Raw genomic sequence first — 17837 nt, 5'->3', positions numbered from 1 at the left:
AACGCGCCTGTCATTTCGAGGCCATGGTCACGATTGCCTGCCTGATGGAGTGGCTCTGAAGGTTTGCGGACACACCCTAGCCCTCCCACTGTCCGGAGCCGGCCGGACCAGCGTGTACTGACCGGGCAGCGGCGCAAAGCCCAGCCGCCGGTTGACGGCGAGCATGGGCGTGTTGGCGCTGTGGTTGTTGGTCCGCATCACCGGAAAGCCGGCCTCGCGCGCCCGGCGAATCGCCTGGAGCTTGAGGAGCAGCGCCAGTCCCCGGCCCCGCGCCCCCGGAGCTACGGCGGTCAGTTCGTTGTAGGCCACCGTGCCGCTCGCGACGGCGACCATCGCCGTGGTTCCCAGCCACTGCCCGTCCGGGCCCACGGCGAGCACCAGCCACTCGGGGCGGGGCGCGTGGTCCAGGCGCAGAATCTCGCGCACCTGCTCCAGCGGCCAGCGGGGATGACCGGCCAGGTCAGGCGTCTCGGTCAGGCGGTCGGCCACGAAGTTCACATAGCGGTCCAGCGTGGGTCCGTCGGCGCCGTGCAGGTCGGCAAAGTCAACGCCCTGGGCCGCGGCCCGCTCCACATCGGCCTGGAAGGCCGCCGCATCAAACGTGTGCAGGTCCAGTTTGGAGGTGAAGCGGTGGAACTGCGGGGCAAAACCGCGCCGACGGGCCCACGCCAGGCTGGCGGCGTCATTGTCGGCGACCGTGGCGGCCAGCCGGGCACCGTTGTGCTGCCGGGCCTCGGCCTCAAGGGTCCGCCACAGCGCGCGCCCCACGCCCCGCCCACGGTGTGCCGGATGCACCAGCACGCTGGCGTGCAGGCAGCCGGGCGGATCGAAGGGAAAGAAATACAGGTGGGCGGTCCCCACCACCCCGCCGCCGTCCCCACGGTCCAGCACCACCCAGCGGCGGCTGAGCTGCGTGGGGTCGCGGCGCGCGTCCTCGTCGAGCAACGCCCCGGCGGTGACCTGACGGTTCAGCAGGGCGTTGCTCAGGGCCACCCAGCCGGGCGCGTGCCGGGGTCCGAAGGACTGGACCGCGCACAAGCTTTCTGATCCGCTCATCCCGGAATCTGTCCGGGCTTCTTCGCATCCAGCACGATGGACACGAAGCCCAGCCGCCCCTCGCGGTTGCGGTGGTCGAGCAGCAGCGAGCGGTAGATCGGCCCCGTATCCACGTCCCAGCCGTGGTAATGAAAGCGGCCCTGCGCGTCGCAGTACTCCAGCAGGTCCACCGTGAAACCCGCCTGCGTGAACACGCCGGCCAGCCGCGCCGCGTCGTACACGACCTGATGGTCGGCGGCGGGGTGGTCGCGCGGCCCGGGTCCCCCCACCTGCACCGTGCGCTGGTACTCGGCGTCCGGAAAGTGGGCGTCCGGGACCGCCACCCTCAGAAAACCGCCGGGGTTGAGAAACTCGAAGCACACCCGGGCGGCGGCGCGACCCTGTTCCTCGCTCAGATGTTCCCAGACGTGTTCGCACAGCAGCGCATCGGCCCGGCAGTCTCCGAACCACGCGGCCCAGGTGGCGCGGTCGAGCAGATCCAGTTCCTCGCGCCCGGTGGGAATCCAGCCTTCCCAGCGCTGCTCGCCCGCCCCGATCTGGACCCGCAGCGGTGCCGGGTGGTCTGCCGCCGTCACGAGACCGCCTTGACGAGTTGCCGGATGGCGCCCAGGTGATAGGCCACATGGGCCACCGTCCCCGTCAACCCGCCCGTCAGGTCCCCATCCGGGCGGTCCTGCTGGGTGCGGGCAAAGGCCATCAGGGCGTCGTAGGCGGCACGCACGCGCACGCGCACCTCGTCCCACCCTGCGTCGTCCACCTGGGCCGGCAGAAAACTGCCCTTCCAGTCAAAGGGGCCCCTGTCGCCCGCCTGTTCCCAGCGCACCATCACCTCCAAGTGAAACGCCGTGTGCCGGGCGTGGCCAACAATAGAGGTGCCGTGAACGTCCCGGCTGGCCTGCGCCGCACTCAGGCTGTCCAGGGTGGCGAGCAGGCCGTGGTTGCTGTCACCCCCGGCCGCCGTGCCGTCCACAAAGGCCGTGCCCTGCCCGGGAGCGCCGCCCTCCACCGCCTCTTTCAATATGTCGAGGATGCCCTCAAGCCAGTGCTGCGGAACGTGGTTTTCGGGGGTCTGATCGGTGGGGGTCATGGGTTCAGGGTACCCGGGCTCCGGGAACGCCGCCGGTAGGCGTGCTGGCTCTGGCGTCCGCCCACCGCTTCTGGTAATGTGGTGAGTTGCGCTGCCCGGCGAGGACCGAACCTTGCCACCGGACGCGGCGCGAAGCGAGGTGAAACATGAACCAGTACGATCTGAACCTGATCCTGAACCCCAACCTCAGCGCCGAGCAGGTGCAAATTGAGAAGGAGTACATCGAGACCACCCTGAAAAACAGCGGGGCGGAACTCAGCAACCTCGACGACGTCGGCAACCGCCGCCTGGCCTACCAGGTGGGCAAGGACCGCGAGGGCTATTACCTGATGTACACCATCAAGGCCAGCGGCAACCCCGAGAAGGAAATCGCTTCGACCCTGCGCCTGCGTGACCACGTGCGCCGCGTCCTGGTGGTCAAGGACCGCCCGGAATGGAAGACCAAGAAGGCCTGATCTGACGGCGATGGCGAATACGCTATTGACGTAAAGATAGGGTGCAGTTACACTTGAGTCAACCCGCACAGGGCCACACCGCCAGCCACGTTAAAGCCCCCAGTACAAGTGCCGACGCGCACTTCGCCAGCCACCAAGGAGAACACTGTTATGGCCCGAGGCATGAATCACGTTTACCTGATCGGCGCACTCGCCCGTGATCCGGAGCTGCGCTACACCCCCAGCGGCACCGCCGTGTTCGAGGCCACCGTCGCCGGAGAGGACCACATCGTCGGCAACGATGGACGCGAGCGCAAACTGCCGTGGTACCACCGCGTGTCCATTCTGGGCAAGCCCGCCGAATGGCAGGCCGAACGCAACCTGAAGGGCGGCGACGCCGTGATGGTCGAGGGCACCCTGGACTACAGCTCCTGGGAAGCGCCCGAGGGTGGCAAACGCAGCATGGTGAAGGTCAAGGCGCTGCGCATGGAAGGCCTGGGCACCCAGCCTGAACTCGTGCAGGACGCCGGAGGCGGCGTACGCATGAGCAGCGGCATGAACGAGGTGCTGGTCATCGGGAATGTCGTCCGCGACCCCGAACTGCGCTACACCCCCGCCGGAGACGCGGTGCTCGGAATCGGCCTGGCCGTGAACGAGACCTGGAATGACCGGCAGGGCAACAAGCAGGAAAAGACCCACTGGATCGACGTGACGTTGTGGCGCGAACTGGCCGAGGCCATGAAGGACCTGAAAAAGGGCGATCCCGTCCTAGTACAGGGCCGACTGGTCAACGAAGCCTGGACCGACCGCGACGGCAACAAACGCAACTCCACTAAAGTAGAGGCGACGCGAGTCGAAGCCCTTTCCCGAGGCGCGGGAGTCGGCACTTCAGCCGGAACTGCCGCTGCCACCCCCGCCGGACCTCGCACGCAGACCGCGAGCAGTGCGGCGCGCCCCACGGCCATGGCAGCCAGCCAGAGCCGGACGGCGAACACGGGGAACCGTTCGGGGGGCTTGGATATTGACCAAGGTCTCGACGATTTTCCACCGGAAGAAGAAGACCTGCCGTTCTGAAATTTACGCAGTAACGCGGGCACAAGGAACACATGACCCAATCAAGCGACCGCAAACCGCGCGGCAAGGGACCCAAGCGGCCCCGCAAGCCCAAGGTTGATCCGTTCTCCATCGGAGAACTGGAAATTACCGATTACAAAGACGTGAAGATGCTGCGCCGCTTTGTCAGCGACACCGGCAAAATCCTTCCCCGCCGCCGCACCGGCCTCTCGGCCAAGCACCAGCGCCGCATCGCGCAGACGATCAAGATCGCCCGCCAGCTGGCCCTGCTGCCCTACACCGAGAAACTGGTTCGGAAGTAAGGAGGAATGACATGCAAGTGATTCTTCTCGAACCCGGCAAGCTGGGCAAGACCGGCGACATTGTGGAAGTCAAGAACGGGTACGCCCGCAACTGGCTGATTCCGCAGGGTGTGGCCACCCCGGCCACCGCCACCAACATGAAGAGCCTCGAAGCCCGCATCCGTTCGCGCCAGAAGATCCAGGCGCAGGAAAAGGCCACTGCCGAGGACCTCGCCAGCCGCCTGAACGGTGTGGCCGTGGAACTCAGCGTCCGCGCCGGCGAAGGCAAGATCTACGGCGCCGTGACCCACGCCGACGTGGCGGGCGCCCTGGACACCCTGGGCTTTGACATCGACAAGCGCAAGCTGGAGATGCCCAAGACCGTCAAGGAAATCGGCGAGTACGACATCGCCTACCGCGCCCACCCCGAAGTGACCATTCCCATGAAGCTCGTGGTGCACGCGCAGAAGTAAGCCCCGCGCGTTCCGAGAAGCCCTGTCTCCGTGACAGGGCTTTTTTGATGGCCCGGTTCGGGGGGCCGGCTGATTCTCCCGCCTTTCCCTACCCCGACGCTGAAGCTTTCTTCATTTGGTGAGGACCCCCACCCCGGGGTGCCCTCCGTCCTATTACGGTGCATACAGGAGGTCGGACCCATGCTCAAGCACACCGTGACCGCAATGGCCCTCACCCTCTCTTCCCTCGCGCTGGGACAGGCCGTGAAGGGCGCCGACATTGACGTGACCAGCGGCGGCAAGGCCTACAAGAGCTACCTCTCTGCCCCGGCCTCGGCCACCGTCAAGCCCGCCGTGATCCTGCTGCACTCCTTCAATGGCATGGAGCAGGGCTACAAGGATCTGGTGGACGAGCTGGCCGGAGCCGGCTTCGTGACGCTGGCGCTGGGCTGGCAGACCTTCGAGAAGGAGCCGACCGACGCGACGGTCAAGGCGCTGGTGGAAGACGGCCTGAAGGCCCTGGCGGCCCGCAACGACGTCAACATGAACGCGGTGGGCCTGACCGGCTTCTGCGCGGGCGGGCGCTACACCATGCTGCTGCTGCCGCAGATCAAGGAGTTCAAGTCGGGGGTGGCGTGGTACGGCTTCCCCGAGCAGGGCGGCACGGCGGCCAAGCCGCAGCCCCCCAGCGCCGTGATTAACCAGCTCAGCGCGCCGCTGCTGATCCTGCACGGCACCCGGGACCAGCCCAGCCCGGTGGCGGGTATCTACGATTACGCGAAGAAACTGGACGCAGCGAACAAGAACTTCAAGCTGGTGGTCTACCAGGGAGAACCGCACGGCTTCCTGCTGCGCGAAGGCAAGATCGCCGACACCTCGGCCAGCCGGGACGCCCGGCGCGAGATGCTGGATTACTTCCGCGACACCCTGAAGTAAATCCTTCCCGGCAAGTGCGGGGCCCCGCTGCTCCTCCGGCAGCCGTGGCCCGCTCCCCCGGTCTATCGGTTCGGTCCGACGCTCCTTCCGCGACCATGAGAAAAGGCAGTACAGATCGCCCGGGCGCAGGAGCGCTTTCGTTCTTCATGTTTGGGGCTAGACTGCGAGACGAACGTCCGAATTCAACGGCGTTCGTCTTTTCTCACTTTTTTGCGGGGCGCCGGGCCGCTGTGGCACGGGCTGTCCCGAACATGAACCGAAAGGAGTCGATATGCCAACGATGGTTTGGATGGTCGTGGCGCTCCTGATCGGGTTGGTCGGAGGGTTCCTGGCGGGGCAGTCGCGCGGTCTGCGAGAGCGGGCCGAGATGGACGACCGCCTGCAGCGGGAAGCCCGTGCAGAAGCAGAGCGCATTCGCGCGGCGGCGGAAGCCGAGGCGCGTGGAACGCGGGAGCAGGCCGACCAGGCCAGACAGGACGCAGCACGAAGAATTCAGGAGGCCGGAGAACGCGAGGCGCAGGTCGCGGCGCTGGGCGCACAGTTCGGGGCGCAGCGCCAGGAGATTGCCGCCCTGCGGACCCAGGTGGAGGCCGAGCGCACAGCGGCCAAGGCGGAGGTGGCGCGCGACCGCGAGACGCTGGCCGCCGACCGCCAGGAAACCCGCCGCGAACGTGAGGAACTCAAGCGCGAGATCGAGCGGCTCAACCGCCGCGCCGAGCAGCTCGACGCCCGCGGCGACAAACTCGATGCCCTAGAGGAGCGGGTCGAGGAACGCTCGCGCAGCCTCACCGAACACGAGGCGGACCTGGCCGAACGGGGCCGGGCCGTGGACCTGCGGCTGTATGAGGTCGCCAACCTCTCGGCCGAGGCGGCGCGCGAGGAGATCATGGGGCGGCTGGACGCCGAGCTGGAAGAGGAAAAGGCCATTCGCGTCAAGGCCATGCAGGAGCGGGCCACCGCGGAGGCCAGGCGGCATGCCCGGCACGTTATCGCCCAGGCCATCCAGCGCAGCGCTTCTGAAACGAGCGCTGCGCTGAGCGTTTCGGTGGTGCCGATTCCCAACGACGCCATGAAGGGCCGCCTGATCGGCCGCGAGGGCCGCAACATCCGCGCCTTCGAGGCCCTGACCGGGGTGGACCTGATCATCGACGACACGCCCGAGGCCGTGATCCTGTCGAGCTTCAATCCGGTGCGGCGCGAGGTGGCCAAGCATGTGCTGGACGCCCTGGTGGCCGACGGACGCATTCATCCCACCCGCATCGAGGAGATGGTTCACAAGGCGCAGGACGAGATGAAGACCTTCATCCACGCGCAGGGTGAGGAGGCAGCCATCGAGGCCGGCGTGATGGGCATCAAGCCGGGGCTGACCCAGCTGCTCGGACGCATGTACTTCCGCACAAGCTACGGTCAGAACGTCCTGAAGCACAGCATTCAGGTGGCCCACCTGACCGGCATCATGGCCGATGAACTGGGTCTGGACGCCACGCTGGCCCGCCGCGCCGGACTGATGCACGACGTGGGCAAGAGCATTGACCGCGAGATCGACGGAACCCATGTGGACATCGGCATCAACCTGGCGCGCCGCTTTGGCGAACCGCACGAGGTGATTGACGCCATTGCCCACCACCACGACCCCGAGAACGGCGAGACGCTGTTCAGCGTTCTGGTGGCCGCCGCCGACGCCATCAGTGCGGCCCGGCCCGGTGCGCGGCGCGAGGAACTGGAATCGTATGTGCGCCGTCTGGAGCAGCTGGAGCAGATCGCCGTGTCGTTTCCCGGCGTGCAGCAGGCCTACGCCATTCAGGCCGGACGCGAGGTGCGCGTGATCGTGCAGCCCGAGAAGGTCACCGACGCACAGGCCGTTCTGCTTGCCCGTGAGATTGCCGGGCGCGTCGAGCAGGACATGGAGTACCCCGGTCAGGTGCAGGTGACCGTGGTGCGGGAGAGCCGTGCGGTTGAGGTGGCCCGCTAGGCCAGACCTCACTTCACCCAGACGGGGCGGCCCAGCAACGGGTCGCCCCGCTTCCGTGGACGCTAGCATGACGGGCATGTTTCCCGACCTGAAAGCCATGCTCGAAGACCTGCGGACCCTGGTCGAGATCGAGTCGCCCTCCACCGACGCCGTGGCCGTCGCCCGCGTTATGGACGTGACCGAACGCTGGGCGCGCGACCTGGGCGCCCAGACCCGCGCCCTGCCCGGCGGCACGCGGCTGTTTCATTTCGGCGCGGCGGGATCCGGCGCTGAAGACCGTCCCATCCTGGTGCTGACCCACGCCGACACCGTGTGGCCGCACGGCACCCTGAGCGCCATGCCGTGGCGCCAGGAGGGCGAGCGGCTGTACGGTCCCGGCACCTATGACATGAAGGCCGGAATCGTGGGGCTGTTTCACGCCCTGCGCGACCTGAATACCCAGTCGCAGGGCTGGCCGGCGGGCGGCGTACAGGTGCTGATCTCGCCGGACGAGGAGATCGGCAGCCCCAGCAGCCGCGGGCACATCGAGGCCGCCGCGCACGGCGCCCGCGCCGTACTGGTCGTCGAGCCGCCGGTGGCCGACACCCACAACCTCAAGTCCGGGCGCAAGGGCACCGGCAGCTTCACGCTGCGCTTTGACGGAGTGGCCAGCCACGCGGGCAACAAGCCCGAGGAGGGGGCCAGCGCAATCACGGCCGCCGCCCAGGCTGTGTTGGCCCTACAGGCACTGGCCCGCCCGGAGCTGGGCACCACCGTCAGCGTGGGCATCATCCGGGGCGGCAGCGCCGTGAACGTGATTCCCGCGCAGTGCGTGCTGGAGGTGGACCTGCGCGTGTCTACCCTGGCCGAGGGCGAGCGCGTCACGGCGGCGGTGGCGGCGCTGAGCCCCGAGGACCCCCGGGTAACGCTGACGGTGGAGGGCGGACTCAACCGGCCTCCCTTCGAGCAGGATGAGGGCACCCTGGGCCTGCTTGCGCGGGCGCAGGCCATCGCCGGGGAGCTGGGTTTCAGCGTGGGCCACGAGGTCGTGGGGGGCGGCAGCGACGGCAACTTCACCGCGCCGATCTGTCCCACGCTGGACGGTCTGGGCGCCCCCGGTGACGGCGCCCACGCGGGCCACGAGCACGTCCGGCTGGACCGCTGGCTCGATCATGTGCGGCTGCTTGCGCGGCTGCTGCGCGACCTTTGAACGTTGCCTGAACGTCGCCCACCCCCGATCCCCCGGTATGCTGGGGCTGCAGTTTCGTCCGGCCGGAGGCTCCCATGTTTAACCTGTTCCGCAAGCCATCCCCTGCCCAGGGTGTCGTGAAACAGGACGACGCCCAGACCTTTCGCGTGCGCGTCCGCACCCAGCGGCACGGCGAGGTGGTCGAGTTCCGCTTTACCAAAGGTGCCCACATCGGCATTGACGACAACGGGAATTACGTCTTTCGCAAGCCGGTGGTCTCGCCGCAGCACCTGGACCGCGGCGAGCTGGTGGTGCATTTTGACCGCCGTTACCGGGTCACTTCCACCGAGGGCGAAGGCGTGGACTTTGTTCCGGTAAGCGAGTGGGAAGACTAGAGAGGGCCGCGCGGCGGGGAGTCTGCTTGCCGTGGTCCCGCCAACCCCTGCCAGTCACGGCAGCTCAGCCCTTAGCAGGCACCTCGTAAAATGTCTCGGAGGTCACGCGCTCCGGAAATTTGCGGATAAAGTCCACCGTGCTCAGGGCCTGGGAACGGTGGCAGGCGATGGCCTGCAGCTTGCGGGTGATGTGCGCCGTTACGTCGTGGCGCAGGTTCGGTGCCAGCCACTCGGCGCGCAACGCCTCGTTCTCGGGCGGCGTGTCGCTGGCGTAGTACCACAGCCGGGGCCGTTCCTGCGCCGGCAGGCGGTCCCAGGCGGCCTTCACGGCGCGGTGGGTGGTCACGTGGTCCGGGTGGCCGTTGCTGCCGTTGGGCGGAAAGGTCAGCACGGTCTGGGGGCGGTGACGCCGCATCGCGTGATACGCGGTGTCCACCACCTGCTCAAAGGGCACGTCCTTCAGGTATTTGTCTGGAAAGTCGTGCTGCTCGTGCACGCTGCCCGGGTGGGTGCTCAGGCCGATCACCTCCAGACACGCGGCCAGTTCGGCGGCGCGCATGCGGGCGAGTTCCTCGGGACCCTCGGCCAAGCCCAGGGTCCGGCCCGCCTCACCGCGCGTCAGGGTGACCAGCCCGCAGGCCTCACCACCTTCCAGCAGCGTCATCAGGGTGCCGGACGCACCGTACACCTCGTCATCGGGATGGGGAACGATCAGCAGCAGGTTCATGGAACGTGGACCGTGGGTCATGTCCGCCAGCATAAGCGCGCTGGCAGATGCGCGGGCCATCCGGCACAGGTCAAGATGAATCCATGAATGACGCTGCTTCCCCCGCCCTGACGCTGCGCAGGGTCCGAAAACCACAGGATTACGCCGCCGTGGCCGAGGTCCTGAACGCGAGCAATCCCGAGTGGCCGGTCACGCCCGAACTGCTGCAGACCTGGGAGGAGGCCCGGGACCCGGCGCTGTTCGTCGCGCAGCTGGTGGCCGAGCGGGAAGGACGGGTGGTGGGCGTGGGACACATCGGCCACGACGACTTCGCCTTCGAGGAATGGCGCTACTTCGGCGACCTGCACGTGCATCCGGACGCGCGCGGCCACGGCGTGGGCACTGCGCTGTACGACGCCCTGCTCACACAGGTGCGCGAACGCGGGGCGCGCGAGGTCCGCACCATGCTGGGCGACGCCGAGCGCGACGCGCCGGGCCGGGCCTTTCTGGAACGGCGCGGCTTTGCCGTCGCCTGGGAGCGCTACGAGTCGCGCCTGGACACGGCGGACGTGGACCTCGCCCAGTTTGCGGCCCTGCTGGACGCGGTGTCGGCCGACGGCGTGCAGCTGCGTTCACTGAGCGAACTGCAGGATGACCCGCAACGCAACCGCTGGCTGCACGAGCTGGACTGGCAGCTGTTTCAGGACGTGCCGATGGGCATGACCCTGACCCGGCGGCCGCTGGAGTCCTGGGTCCGGCAGGAGCTGGAGGATCCCACCCTGGCCCCGGACCTCTCCTTCGTGGCGCTGCGCCCGGAGCTGGACGACCCGCTCACCGGCCCGTACATCGGCTACAGCACGCTGGGCCGCAATCCGGCGGGCTTCTACTACATCGGCATGACCGGGGTGCGGCGCGGAGACCGGGGCCGGGGCATTGCCAAGGCGCTGAAGGTGGCGGCCATGCGCGCCCTGGCGGATGCGGGCGGCGGTGAGATCCGCACCTTCAACGACCCGCCCAACGTCGCCATGATCCGCATGAACGAGGCGTTGGGCTTCCGGCGGACCTCGACCCGCTACCGCTACGAGCGGACCCTGGAAGACGCGTGAGCGCCGTGACCACCCGGGCCGTCCGCCCTGCCACCGACGCCGACATTCCCGTTCTGGCGCGGCTGATGTCCGAGGGCAACCCCCGCCACCCGATCACGACCCAGACCTGGGCGCACCAGTTACAGGAGCTGCGCGGCCATCCGCTGGGGCCGCACGTTGAGCAGTGGCTGGCTGAGGAGAACGGGCCAGGCGGGCGCCGGGCGCTGGGCATGGCCCTGATCCTGCAGCCGCCGGGCATGTATCACCCGGACCGCTACTACGCCGAACTGTTCGTGGCCCCCACCGAAACGCGGCGTGGGGTGGGTGCGGCCCTGGCGGAGGCCGTGGACCTTCACCTGCGCGGCCGGGGAGCGCGTGAGGTGCTTGCCGGGGCCTATGAGGACCAGCCGTGGGGCGTGGAGTTTCTGGTCCGGCGCGGTTTCTCGGAGGTTATCCGTTATTTCGACAACGTGCTGACCCTGGCCGACTTCGGTTCGGCGGCGTGGGAGGGTCAGGCCCCCCTGCCCGCGGGCATCCGGGTCCTCAGCTTCGCGGATCTGGCGGCGGAGGTGGGCATGGACCCGGCCATCACGGCCTATCACACGGCCTTTTCCGAGGTCCGGGAGGATGTTCCGCGGCCCGCTCCGCCCACCCCGCTGCCGCTGGACACCTTCCGGACCCGTCTGCTGGACAATCCCCTGTTCTTTCCGGAGGGCATCCTGCTGGCGCTGACGGAGGCCGGAGAGGTCGTGGCCCTGTCGGAGCTGGAACGCGACGACGGCGACCCTGCGCGCCTAAACACCGGCCTGACCGGCACCCGGCGCGCGTGGCGGCGGCGCGGACTGGCCCTGGCCCTCAAGCTCGCCGGGCTGAAGGTGGCCCGTGAAACCGGAGTCCGCGAAGTCTGGACCGGCAATGCCAGCACCAACCGGCCCATGCTCGCCCTGAACGAACGCCTGGGCTTCCGGCCCCAGCCCGCCTTTATCCAGCTGCGCTGGGGCGGCGTGTGAACCTCACCGTGCGGCCCATCCGGCAGGACGAGTGGAACGCCGCCGCCCGGATCCTGACCCTGGCCCGGCCACACGAACCGTGGAGCGCGCAGGAACTGCGCCAGCGCCAGCGCGAACAGACGGCGTGGGGATACACGGCCGGCGTGCTCGTGGCACATGCCGGCGAGACGGTGCAGGGCGTGGCCGCGTACTCGCAGAACCCCGGGGCGTACCACCCGCACCGCTTCGTGCTGGAGCTTGCCGTTTCTCCAGAGCGGCAGGGCCAGGGCGTGGGCCGCGCTCTGTGGAGCGCCCTGCACGGCACCCTGCGGGAGCACAGCGCGCAGGAGGTCCGCATCCTGGCCCGCGAGGACCATCCGGTCGCGCCCGGCTTCCTGATCCGGCGGGGCTTCGTGGCGGACAAGCGGTACTTCACGAGTGCGCTGGACGTGACCACCTTCGAGGACGCGCCCTACCGGGCCCTGCCCGCACAGCTGGCCGCCCAGGGCATCTTCCTGCATAGCCTGGCCACGCTGCGAGAGGCAGGAACGCCCGATCTGGAGGCCCGGTTGCACGCCCTGATGTCCGAGGCGCGGGTGGACGTGCCGCGCGCCGACCCCGCCACGCCGCTGAGTTTTGAGGTCTTCATGGACGCCGTGCTGGGAGATTCCGGCCTGCTGCCCGGGGCCTATCTGGTGGCCGAACACGCCGGGGAGTACATCGGCCAGACGGCGCTGTTCCGCAGTCCGGTCAGCCCCGAGCTGTTCACCGGCCTGACCGGGGTGGCGCGGGCGTGGCGGGGCCGGGGCGTGGCAACCGCGCTGAAGGTCGCCGCCATCGGCGCCGCGCGGGCCCTGGGCGCAGCGACCATCCGCACCGACAACGCCAGCGACAACGCGCCCATGCTGCACCTCAACGACCGGCTGGGCTTCGTGCGCGACCCGGCCACCGTGAGTTACCTGCGGCGGTCCTCCTCTTGAGGTGCGCCGGGAGAGAATGCCGGGTGACCGATTCCCTCTCCCCTCCCCCCGCCGGTCTGCCATGCTGCTGAGCATCGACTGGGACGCCTTTTCGGGCACGCGCGAACTGGTCTTCGACGCGCCCATCTGGGGCACGCCGGACCGCGAGCACGACCGGTGGGAGGCGTGGCGCGGGCGGCTTCATAAGCGCGGGGGGCAGAACTGGACCGCCCTGGAGCCCGACTTTCCGCTGTATTCCGGCTGGGAGGCCCTGCGGCGTTACGCGGGGGTACCCGCCTTCGTCGCCGTGAGCCACGCAGACGCGTGGGCGTGGCTGGAGCAGTTTCCGGGCGAGGACGTGCTGAACCTCGACTCTCACCACGACCTCGCCAGCCTGAGCGGCGACCCGGCGCGGGTGCGGCCCGGCAACTGGGCGGGCCTGGGACTGCGCGCGGACCTGATTCGCCGCTACACCTGCCGCTACCCGGCGTGGCACGCGGACCTGCCGGTGGCCGAGGGCCACGATCTGGAACGCACCCGCGCCGAGGTGGCCGGTCTGCTGCCGCCGGAACTGCTGCCGCGGGTGACCCTGGACCGCGCGCAGGCTCCGGAAGCCTCCGGTCTGCCCGACCCGGCCCAGGTGCGCTCGCTGCTGCTCGTGCAGTCCCCGGCCTGGACGAGTCCGGGCCACGACCGGGCGTTTTTACAGCTGGCGGACTTCCTGAACTGCGCGGTTCTGACGCCCCCCCTGGACCGCTCCTGAACCGCCGCTGACCGCCACAGAGCCGCCGGGGGCCGGTCTGCTCCCCTGTCGGGGGGCCCGTGACCTGTTGAGTCGCCCAGGCCGGAGGTTTTTAGCATGACCCATCCGTCTGCCCGGGGCCGCGCCGCCGCGCTGCCTTACCTGCTGATCGCCCTGTACGCGCTGAGCATCCTGCTTGCCAACCTCACGCTCAACAAGTTCATTCCGCTGCCGGTGTACGGCCTGCTCAGCGTGGGCACCATCTTCTTCGCCGCCGTGTTCACGCTGCGCGACCGCATTCACCGCGGGGGCGGCCTGAAGGCCGTGTACCTCGCCATCGCTGCGGCACTCCTGATCAATACCGTGGCCGCGCTGGTCACCGGTACGCTGTGGCGCTTTGTCGGCGCGTCGTTCCTGGCGATTCTGGTCGGGGAACTCGCCGACACCGCCGTGTACCAAAGCCTGCTCCACCGCAACTGGTGGACCCGGGTGCTGGCAAGCAACGCCGTCAGCGTGCCGCTGGACTCGGTGCTGTTCAACCTGCTCGCCTTCTACGGCGACCTGACGCAGGGCGAGATCGCGCAGATCATCTTTGCCGACATTCTCGCCAAGTACCTGATTGCCGCCGTGTTCGCCATCCGCGTGCGTCAGGCCAGCCGCGCGCTGACCTAGGCCGGGCCGCGGCGCTGTGGGAGGGAAGACCGACATGCCGGTCTTCCCTCCTGCGCCTCAGTCCTTCAGCACCACCCGGACCTCCCCGGCACCGCCGGGCAGGGTCAGCCGCAGCAACCCGTCCCCGTGCGTGAAGTCGGCCGCACCCTGCACCTCGCGCACGGGGGGCAGGCCGATCAATTGCAGCTCCTCGGTCCGGTCCGGCAGCGGGCCGTCGGCCTCGCGGCGCAGGTGCAGCGCTCCGTCCCGCCACTCTCCCACCACCCGCGTGAGCTGGCCGGTCACCGGGCCGTCCCCGGCGTCCCCGTACACCTGTCCCACAAAGCCGGTCTCGTCGGGGTGCGCCAGCCACGTCAGCCGGGGCCAGTGGGCCTCCCCGGTATGCGGCGTGGGGTCGGTCAGGGGCAGGGCGTGGCCGGCCTTCAGGTACAGCGGCAGGGTGTCCAGCGGCGCGTCGGCAACGAGGTGGACCGGGCCGTCGTGGACGGTGGTCGAGGCGCTCAGGTGGGACACGGCGGCCCAGCGTCCCGCCGGCAGATAGACCCGCCGCTTGCGGTGGCCTGCGGCCATCACCGGGGCGACGAGCAGACCCTCGCCAAGCAGGTATTCGCCGTCCTCGCGCAGCGCGTCCTCGTCGGCAGGGTGGTGCAGGGCCAGCGGGCGCAGCACCGGCAACGCGGTGTGGGTGGCCGTGTGCGCCAGCGTGTACAGGTGGGGCAACAGGCGGTAGCGCTCCTCCAGCGCGGCGCGGATCAGGCCGGTAAACGGCTCGCCAAAGCGCCACGGCTCCTGATCGGCCGTGCCCAGCGCCGAGTGATTGCGCACAAAGGCGTAGCCCAGCGCCGCCTGGTACCAGCGAACGAGCAGCTCGCCGGTGGTATCTCCACCAAAGCCGCCCACATCCGCCGCCGCGAAAGGCAGCCCGCTGAGGCCCAGGCCCCCGATCATGGGCAGGCTGAGTGCCAGATGCGACCACGTGGCGGTGTTGTCCCCGGTCCAGACGGTGGCGTGGCGCTGCAGGCCCGCGTACCCGGACCGCGAGAGAATCCACGGGCGGATCTCCGGAGCAAACCGGGCGTAGCCGGCGCGGCTCGCCTCGCTCATGGGATTGGCATAGACGTTGTGCATTTCCAGGTGAGAACGCTGGCCGTGCCGGGCGTCGTAGGGCAGGGTCTTGCCCTCGGTTTCGCGCGGCTGCGCCAGCGAGAAGCACGCCGGCTCGTTCATGTCGTTCCACTGCCCCCGGATGCCCGCGTCCGTGAACATCTTGTGCCGCCCGGCCCACCACGCCACCACCTCGGGGCGGGTGAAGTCGGGAAAGACGGCCGGGTCGGGCCAGACCTCGCCCACCAGAATGTCGCCGCGCACGGTGCGGACCAGATGGTCGCCGGCCACGGCCTCCTCATAGACGTCGTAGCCCGCCTCGACCTTGACACCGGGATCGATGATGGGCACCAGTTGCACGCCCTGAGCGGCCGCCTCCTGCACGAAGGCCTTGAGGTCACCAAAGCCGGCGCCGCTCACGGTCCAGACCTTGTAGGCGTCCATGTAGTCGATGTCCACGTACACGCTGTCCAGCGGCAGGTCGCGCTCGCGGTAGCCCGCGATGACCGCCCGCAGGTCATCGGCCGTGCGGTAACCCCAGCGGCTCTGCGCGGCCCCCAGCGCCCACAGCGGCGGCATCGGCGCATAGCCGGTCAGGTCGGCGTACCGGCGCAGCACGTCGGCCGGGTGTGGCCCGGCGAGCACATACACGTCCAGCTCTGGTCCCGCCGAGGCGAAGCGCAGTTCGTGCGGGTGGCTGCGGGCCACGTCCGCCGTCATGCGCCACGTCTCGTCCACGAACACGCCGTGGGCCTGCCCGTCCCGCAGCACCGTCGTGAACGGCACGCTGACATACAGCGGATCGGTCTCGGTGTGGTGGGGAAAGCAGTCGGTGTTCCAGAAGGTCAGCTGCATCCCGCGCTTGTCCAGCGGCCCCACCCGTTCGCCGAACCCCAGGTAGGCCGCGCCGTCCGGAGCGCTCAGGCTCAGGCGGCTGCGGCGCAGGTTAAAGCGCTCAGCGTCCAGCGCGGGCCGGGCGGTGGGGGCCTCGCCCTGCCAGCCCAGCACCCGCGCGAGCTCGGTCTCTGTGCCGTCCCCGGTCACGCGCCACGCTCCCGTGCGGCGGTCCAGGTGCAGACTCAGGCCGCCGCCTGTGACGCGCAGGGTCTCGCCCTCTTCCTGCACGTCCAGGGTCTGTCCACTGGGCAGGCCGGGACGCACGGCGAAGCTGCGCTTGGCCGCCAGACGCGGAAAGCTCAGGGTGCCCGCCCGCGCTTCCGGGGCCACGCGCACGCGCAGGATTCCCGGCAGCGGCACACTGACCTCCAGCGCGTCGGTCTCGCCCCAGACCCGCACCGCCGCGTCTTCCTGGGCCCACTGGGCCAACCGCATCTCTGCTGTCCACTGCATGACGCTCAGGGTAGCGCCTCGGTGTCCTCCGCTCCGCGCCACCGACATGATCAATCCCGGAACGCCCGGACACGCGGCCAGCGCTTACCCTGGATAACATGACCCGCCCTGTCCAGTCCGGCCTCCTGCGCTCGGAGCCACTGCGCCGCCTACTGGCCCTGCTGCCCTTCCTGCTCTTCTCCAGCGCGGCGCGCACCCGCCGCCACGGCGGAGGAACACATGAGTAACGGCCGCGTGGGTGATGGAGCGCGGACCGAGGTTCTGGTCGTCGGGGCAGGCCTGGGTGGACTCGCGCTGGCCCGCAGCCTGAACCAGAAGGGTGTGGGGGTGCGGGTGCTGGACAAGTCGCGCGGCGTCTCGGGGCGGGCGGCCACCCGCCGGACCCCTGCGCCCGCCGAGATGCCCGCACGCCTCGACCACGGCGCACGGTTTTTCACCGCCCGCCATCCCCGCACCGTGGAACTCGCCGAGGGCGGTGTGCGGGCCGGCTGGAACCGGGTCTGGGCCCAGGGGTTTCCCACCTGGCAGAACGGAGAGGTGCGTGGGCCCAGCGCGGCCGGCCACCCCCGCTACGTGCCCCCGCAGGGCATGAGCACCCTGGGCCGTGAACTCGCCCGCGGCCTGGACGTGGCGACCGAACACGAGATCACCAGCGTGGAGCGGCGGCCCGGTGGCTGGCGGCTGCACGCCCGCGACGGCGTGGTGGGCGAGGCGGCCCGGCTGGTCCTGAACCTGCCCGCTCCCCAGGCCCGGGCGCTGCTGGAGGGGGCTGTGCTGGAGGACCGGGGCCTGTCGCGCCCGGACCGGGCCGCGCTGGAGGAAGCCGCAGCGCTGCTGGGCCGCGTTCGTTACGCGCCGTGCTGGGCGGTGGGGGTGGTGCTGGAGCGTGACCTTCAGGCCACATGGCCCGCCCTGAGCGTGGAGGGCCACGCCGCCCTGGACTGGATTGCCCGCGAACACACCAAGCGCTCCGCCGGACACCCCCCCGCACTGATGCTGCACGCATCGGCCCCGTGGTCCCGCGACCACCTGGAACGCCGCGCCGAGGAAGTGCTGCCCGAGTTGCTCGGGGCGGCCCGGGAGGTGCTGGGCGAGGACCCCGCCGTGGCCCAGGCCTTCGCCCACCGCTGGCGGTACTCGGTGCCCGAGCGCCGTGCCCCCGGCCCGTACTTCTGGAACGCCGAGCTGGGCCTGGGCCTGTGCGGTGACAGCTTCACGCCCGACGACCACGGCCCCCGGGTGGAGGCCGCGCTGCTCAGCGGCTGGGCCCTGGCCACCCGGCTGGCCGAACATGACTAGGGTGTGTCCGCAAACCTTCAGAGCCACTCCATCAGGCAGGCAATCGTGACCATGGCCTCGAAATGACAGGCGCGTT

At 69.5% G+C, this 17837-nt stretch carries 20 protein-coding genes; 15 read left to right on the top strand and 5 right to left on the bottom strand.

The window, feature by feature from the left end; all coding sequences use genetic code 11:
• Positions 1–27: 27 nt before the first annotated feature.
• The 3 genes from IEY21_RS15585 to IEY21_RS15575 are packed head-to-tail and all read right to left on the bottom strand — an operon-like array spanning position 28 to position 2143.
• Positions 28–1056, bottom strand: coding sequence for a GNAT family N-acetyltransferase (locus tag IEY21_RS15585; protein ID WP_188905266.1), 1029 nt, complete (start codon positions 1054–1056; stop codon positions 28–30).
• Positions 1053–1631, bottom strand: coding sequence for a class I SAM-dependent methyltransferase (locus IEY21_RS15580; RefSeq protein WP_229753168.1), 579 nt, complete (start codon positions 1629–1631; stop codon positions 1053–1055). The genes IEY21_RS15585 and IEY21_RS15580 overlap by 4 nt, the downstream gene beginning before the upstream one ends.
• Positions 1628–2143, bottom strand: a complete 516-nt coding sequence (locus IEY21_RS15575) for a DinB family protein (protein ID WP_188905265.1) — start codon at positions 2141–2143, stop codon at positions 1628–1630. The genes IEY21_RS15580 and IEY21_RS15575 overlap by 4 nt, the downstream gene beginning before the upstream one ends.
• A 146-nt stretch (positions 2144–2289) precedes the next feature.
• Here IEY21_RS15575 and rpsF point away from each other — a divergent pair, with 146 nt between their 5' ends.
• The 8 genes from rpsF (at position 2290) to IEY21_RS15535 (ending at position 8855) form a co-directional block, all read left to right on the top strand.
• Complete coding sequence (rpsF, locus tag IEY21_RS15570; protein ID WP_188905264.1) at positions 2290–2598, top strand: 30S ribosomal protein S6; 309 nt, start codon at positions 2290–2292, stop codon at positions 2596–2598.
• Between the two features lie 150 nt (positions 2599–2748).
• Entirely contained in the window at positions 2749–3651 is a 903-nt protein-coding gene (locus IEY21_RS15565) for a single-stranded DNA-binding protein (RefSeq protein WP_188905263.1), read from the top strand.
• 32 nt (positions 3652–3683) lie between these two features.
• Positions 3684–3953, top strand: a complete 270-nt coding sequence (rpsR, locus tag IEY21_RS15560; RefSeq protein ID WP_188905262.1) for a 30S ribosomal protein S18 — start codon at positions 3684–3686, stop codon at positions 3951–3953.
• A gap of 11 nt (positions 3954–3964) precedes the next feature.
• A complete protein-coding gene (rplI, locus tag IEY21_RS15555) occupies positions 3965–4405 on the top strand; it encodes a 50S ribosomal protein L9 (protein WP_188905261.1) in 441 nt (146 codons plus the stop codon).
• A 180-nt stretch (positions 4406–4585) separates the two neighbouring features.
• Positions 4586–5320 carry a dienelactone hydrolase family protein gene (locus tag IEY21_RS15550; protein WP_188905260.1) on the top strand — a complete coding sequence of 245 codons (735 nt, stop codon included), beginning with the start codon at positions 4586–4588 and terminating at the stop codon, positions 5318–5320.
• Between the two features lie 271 nt (positions 5321–5591).
• Positions 5592–7292, top strand: coding sequence for a ribonuclease Y (gene rny, locus IEY21_RS15545; protein WP_188905259.1), 1701 nt, complete (start codon positions 5592–5594; stop codon positions 7290–7292).
• Between the two features lie 67 nt (positions 7293–7359).
• Positions 7360–8481 (top strand): M20 family metallopeptidase, encoded by a 1122-nt coding sequence (locus tag IEY21_RS15540; protein ID WP_188905258.1) that lies wholly within the window; start codon positions 7360–7362, stop codon positions 8479–8481.
• Positions 8482–8555: 74 nt separating this feature from the next.
• A complete protein-coding gene (locus tag IEY21_RS15535; RefSeq protein WP_188905257.1) occupies positions 8556–8855 on the top strand; it encodes a hypothetical protein in 300 nt (99 codons plus the stop codon).
• A 64-nt stretch (positions 8856–8919) separates the two neighbouring features.
• Here IEY21_RS15535 and IEY21_RS15530 read toward each other — a convergent pair whose 3' ends face one another.
• A complete protein-coding gene (locus tag IEY21_RS15530; protein WP_188905256.1) occupies positions 8920–9603 on the bottom strand; it encodes a PIG-L deacetylase family protein in 684 nt (227 codons plus the stop codon).
• A 62-nt stretch (positions 9604–9665) separates the two neighbouring features.
• Here IEY21_RS15530 and IEY21_RS15525 point away from each other — a divergent pair, with 62 nt between their 5' ends.
• The 5 genes from IEY21_RS15525 to IEY21_RS15505 all read left to right on the top strand — a co-directional run bounded on the left by IEY21_RS15525 (position 9666) and on the right by IEY21_RS15505 (position 14008).
• Complete coding sequence (locus tag IEY21_RS15525) at positions 9666–10667, top strand: GNAT family N-acetyltransferase (protein ID WP_188905255.1); 1002 nt, start codon at positions 9666–9668, stop codon at positions 10665–10667.
• The gene (locus tag IEY21_RS15520; RefSeq protein ID WP_229753167.1) at positions 10664–11656 is read left to right on the top strand and encodes a GNAT family N-acetyltransferase; all 993 of its coding nucleotides are present in this window, start codon (positions 10664–10666) and stop codon (positions 11654–11656) included. The genes IEY21_RS15525 and IEY21_RS15520 overlap by 4 nt, the downstream gene beginning before the upstream one ends.
• The gene (locus IEY21_RS15515; RefSeq protein ID WP_188905254.1) at positions 11653–12615 is read left to right on the top strand and encodes a GNAT family N-acetyltransferase; all 963 of its coding nucleotides are present in this window, start codon (positions 11653–11655) and stop codon (positions 12613–12615) included. Before IEY21_RS15520 ends, IEY21_RS15515 begins: the two co-directional genes overlap by 4 nt.
• Before the next feature lie 61 nt (positions 12616–12676).
• On the top strand, positions 12677–13357 hold the full coding sequence (locus IEY21_RS15510) for an arginase (RefSeq protein WP_188905253.1): 681 nt from the start codon (positions 12677–12679) through the stop codon (positions 13355–13357).
• Between the two features lie 96 nt (positions 13358–13453).
• The gene (locus tag IEY21_RS15505; RefSeq protein WP_188905252.1) at positions 13454–14008 is read left to right on the top strand and encodes a VUT family protein; all 555 of its coding nucleotides are present in this window, start codon (positions 13454–13456) and stop codon (positions 14006–14008) included.
• A gap of 57 nt (positions 14009–14065) precedes the next feature.
• On the opposite strand, the gene IEY21_RS15500 is transcribed toward IEY21_RS15505, so the two are convergent.
• The gene (locus IEY21_RS15500; protein ID WP_229753166.1) at positions 14066–16462 is read right to left on the bottom strand and encodes a glycoside hydrolase family 31 protein; all 2397 of its coding nucleotides are present in this window, start codon (positions 16460–16462) and stop codon (positions 14066–14068) included.
• 98 nt (positions 16463–16560) lie between these two features.
• Here IEY21_RS15500 and IEY21_RS17060 point away from each other — a divergent pair, with 98 nt between their 5' ends.
• A complete protein-coding gene (locus tag IEY21_RS17060) occupies positions 16561–16689 on the top strand; it encodes a hypothetical protein (protein ID WP_268237819.1) in 129 nt (42 codons plus the stop codon).
• The gene (locus IEY21_RS15495; protein ID WP_188905251.1) at positions 16682–17761 is read left to right on the top strand and encodes an NAD(P)/FAD-dependent oxidoreductase; all 1080 of its coding nucleotides are present in this window, start codon (positions 16682–16684) and stop codon (positions 17759–17761) included. Before IEY21_RS17060 ends, IEY21_RS15495 begins: the two co-directional genes overlap by 8 nt.
• The last annotated feature ends 76 nt before the right edge of the window (positions 17762–17837 follow it).

Source organism: Deinococcus aerophilus, assembly GCF_014647075.1.
Taxonomy (GTDB): Bacteria; Deinococcota; Deinococci; order Deinococcales; family Deinococcaceae; genus Deinococcus; species Deinococcus aerophilus.
Note: the sequence above shows the minus strand (reverse complement) of the source record. Positions and strands in the feature narration are given on the sequence as shown.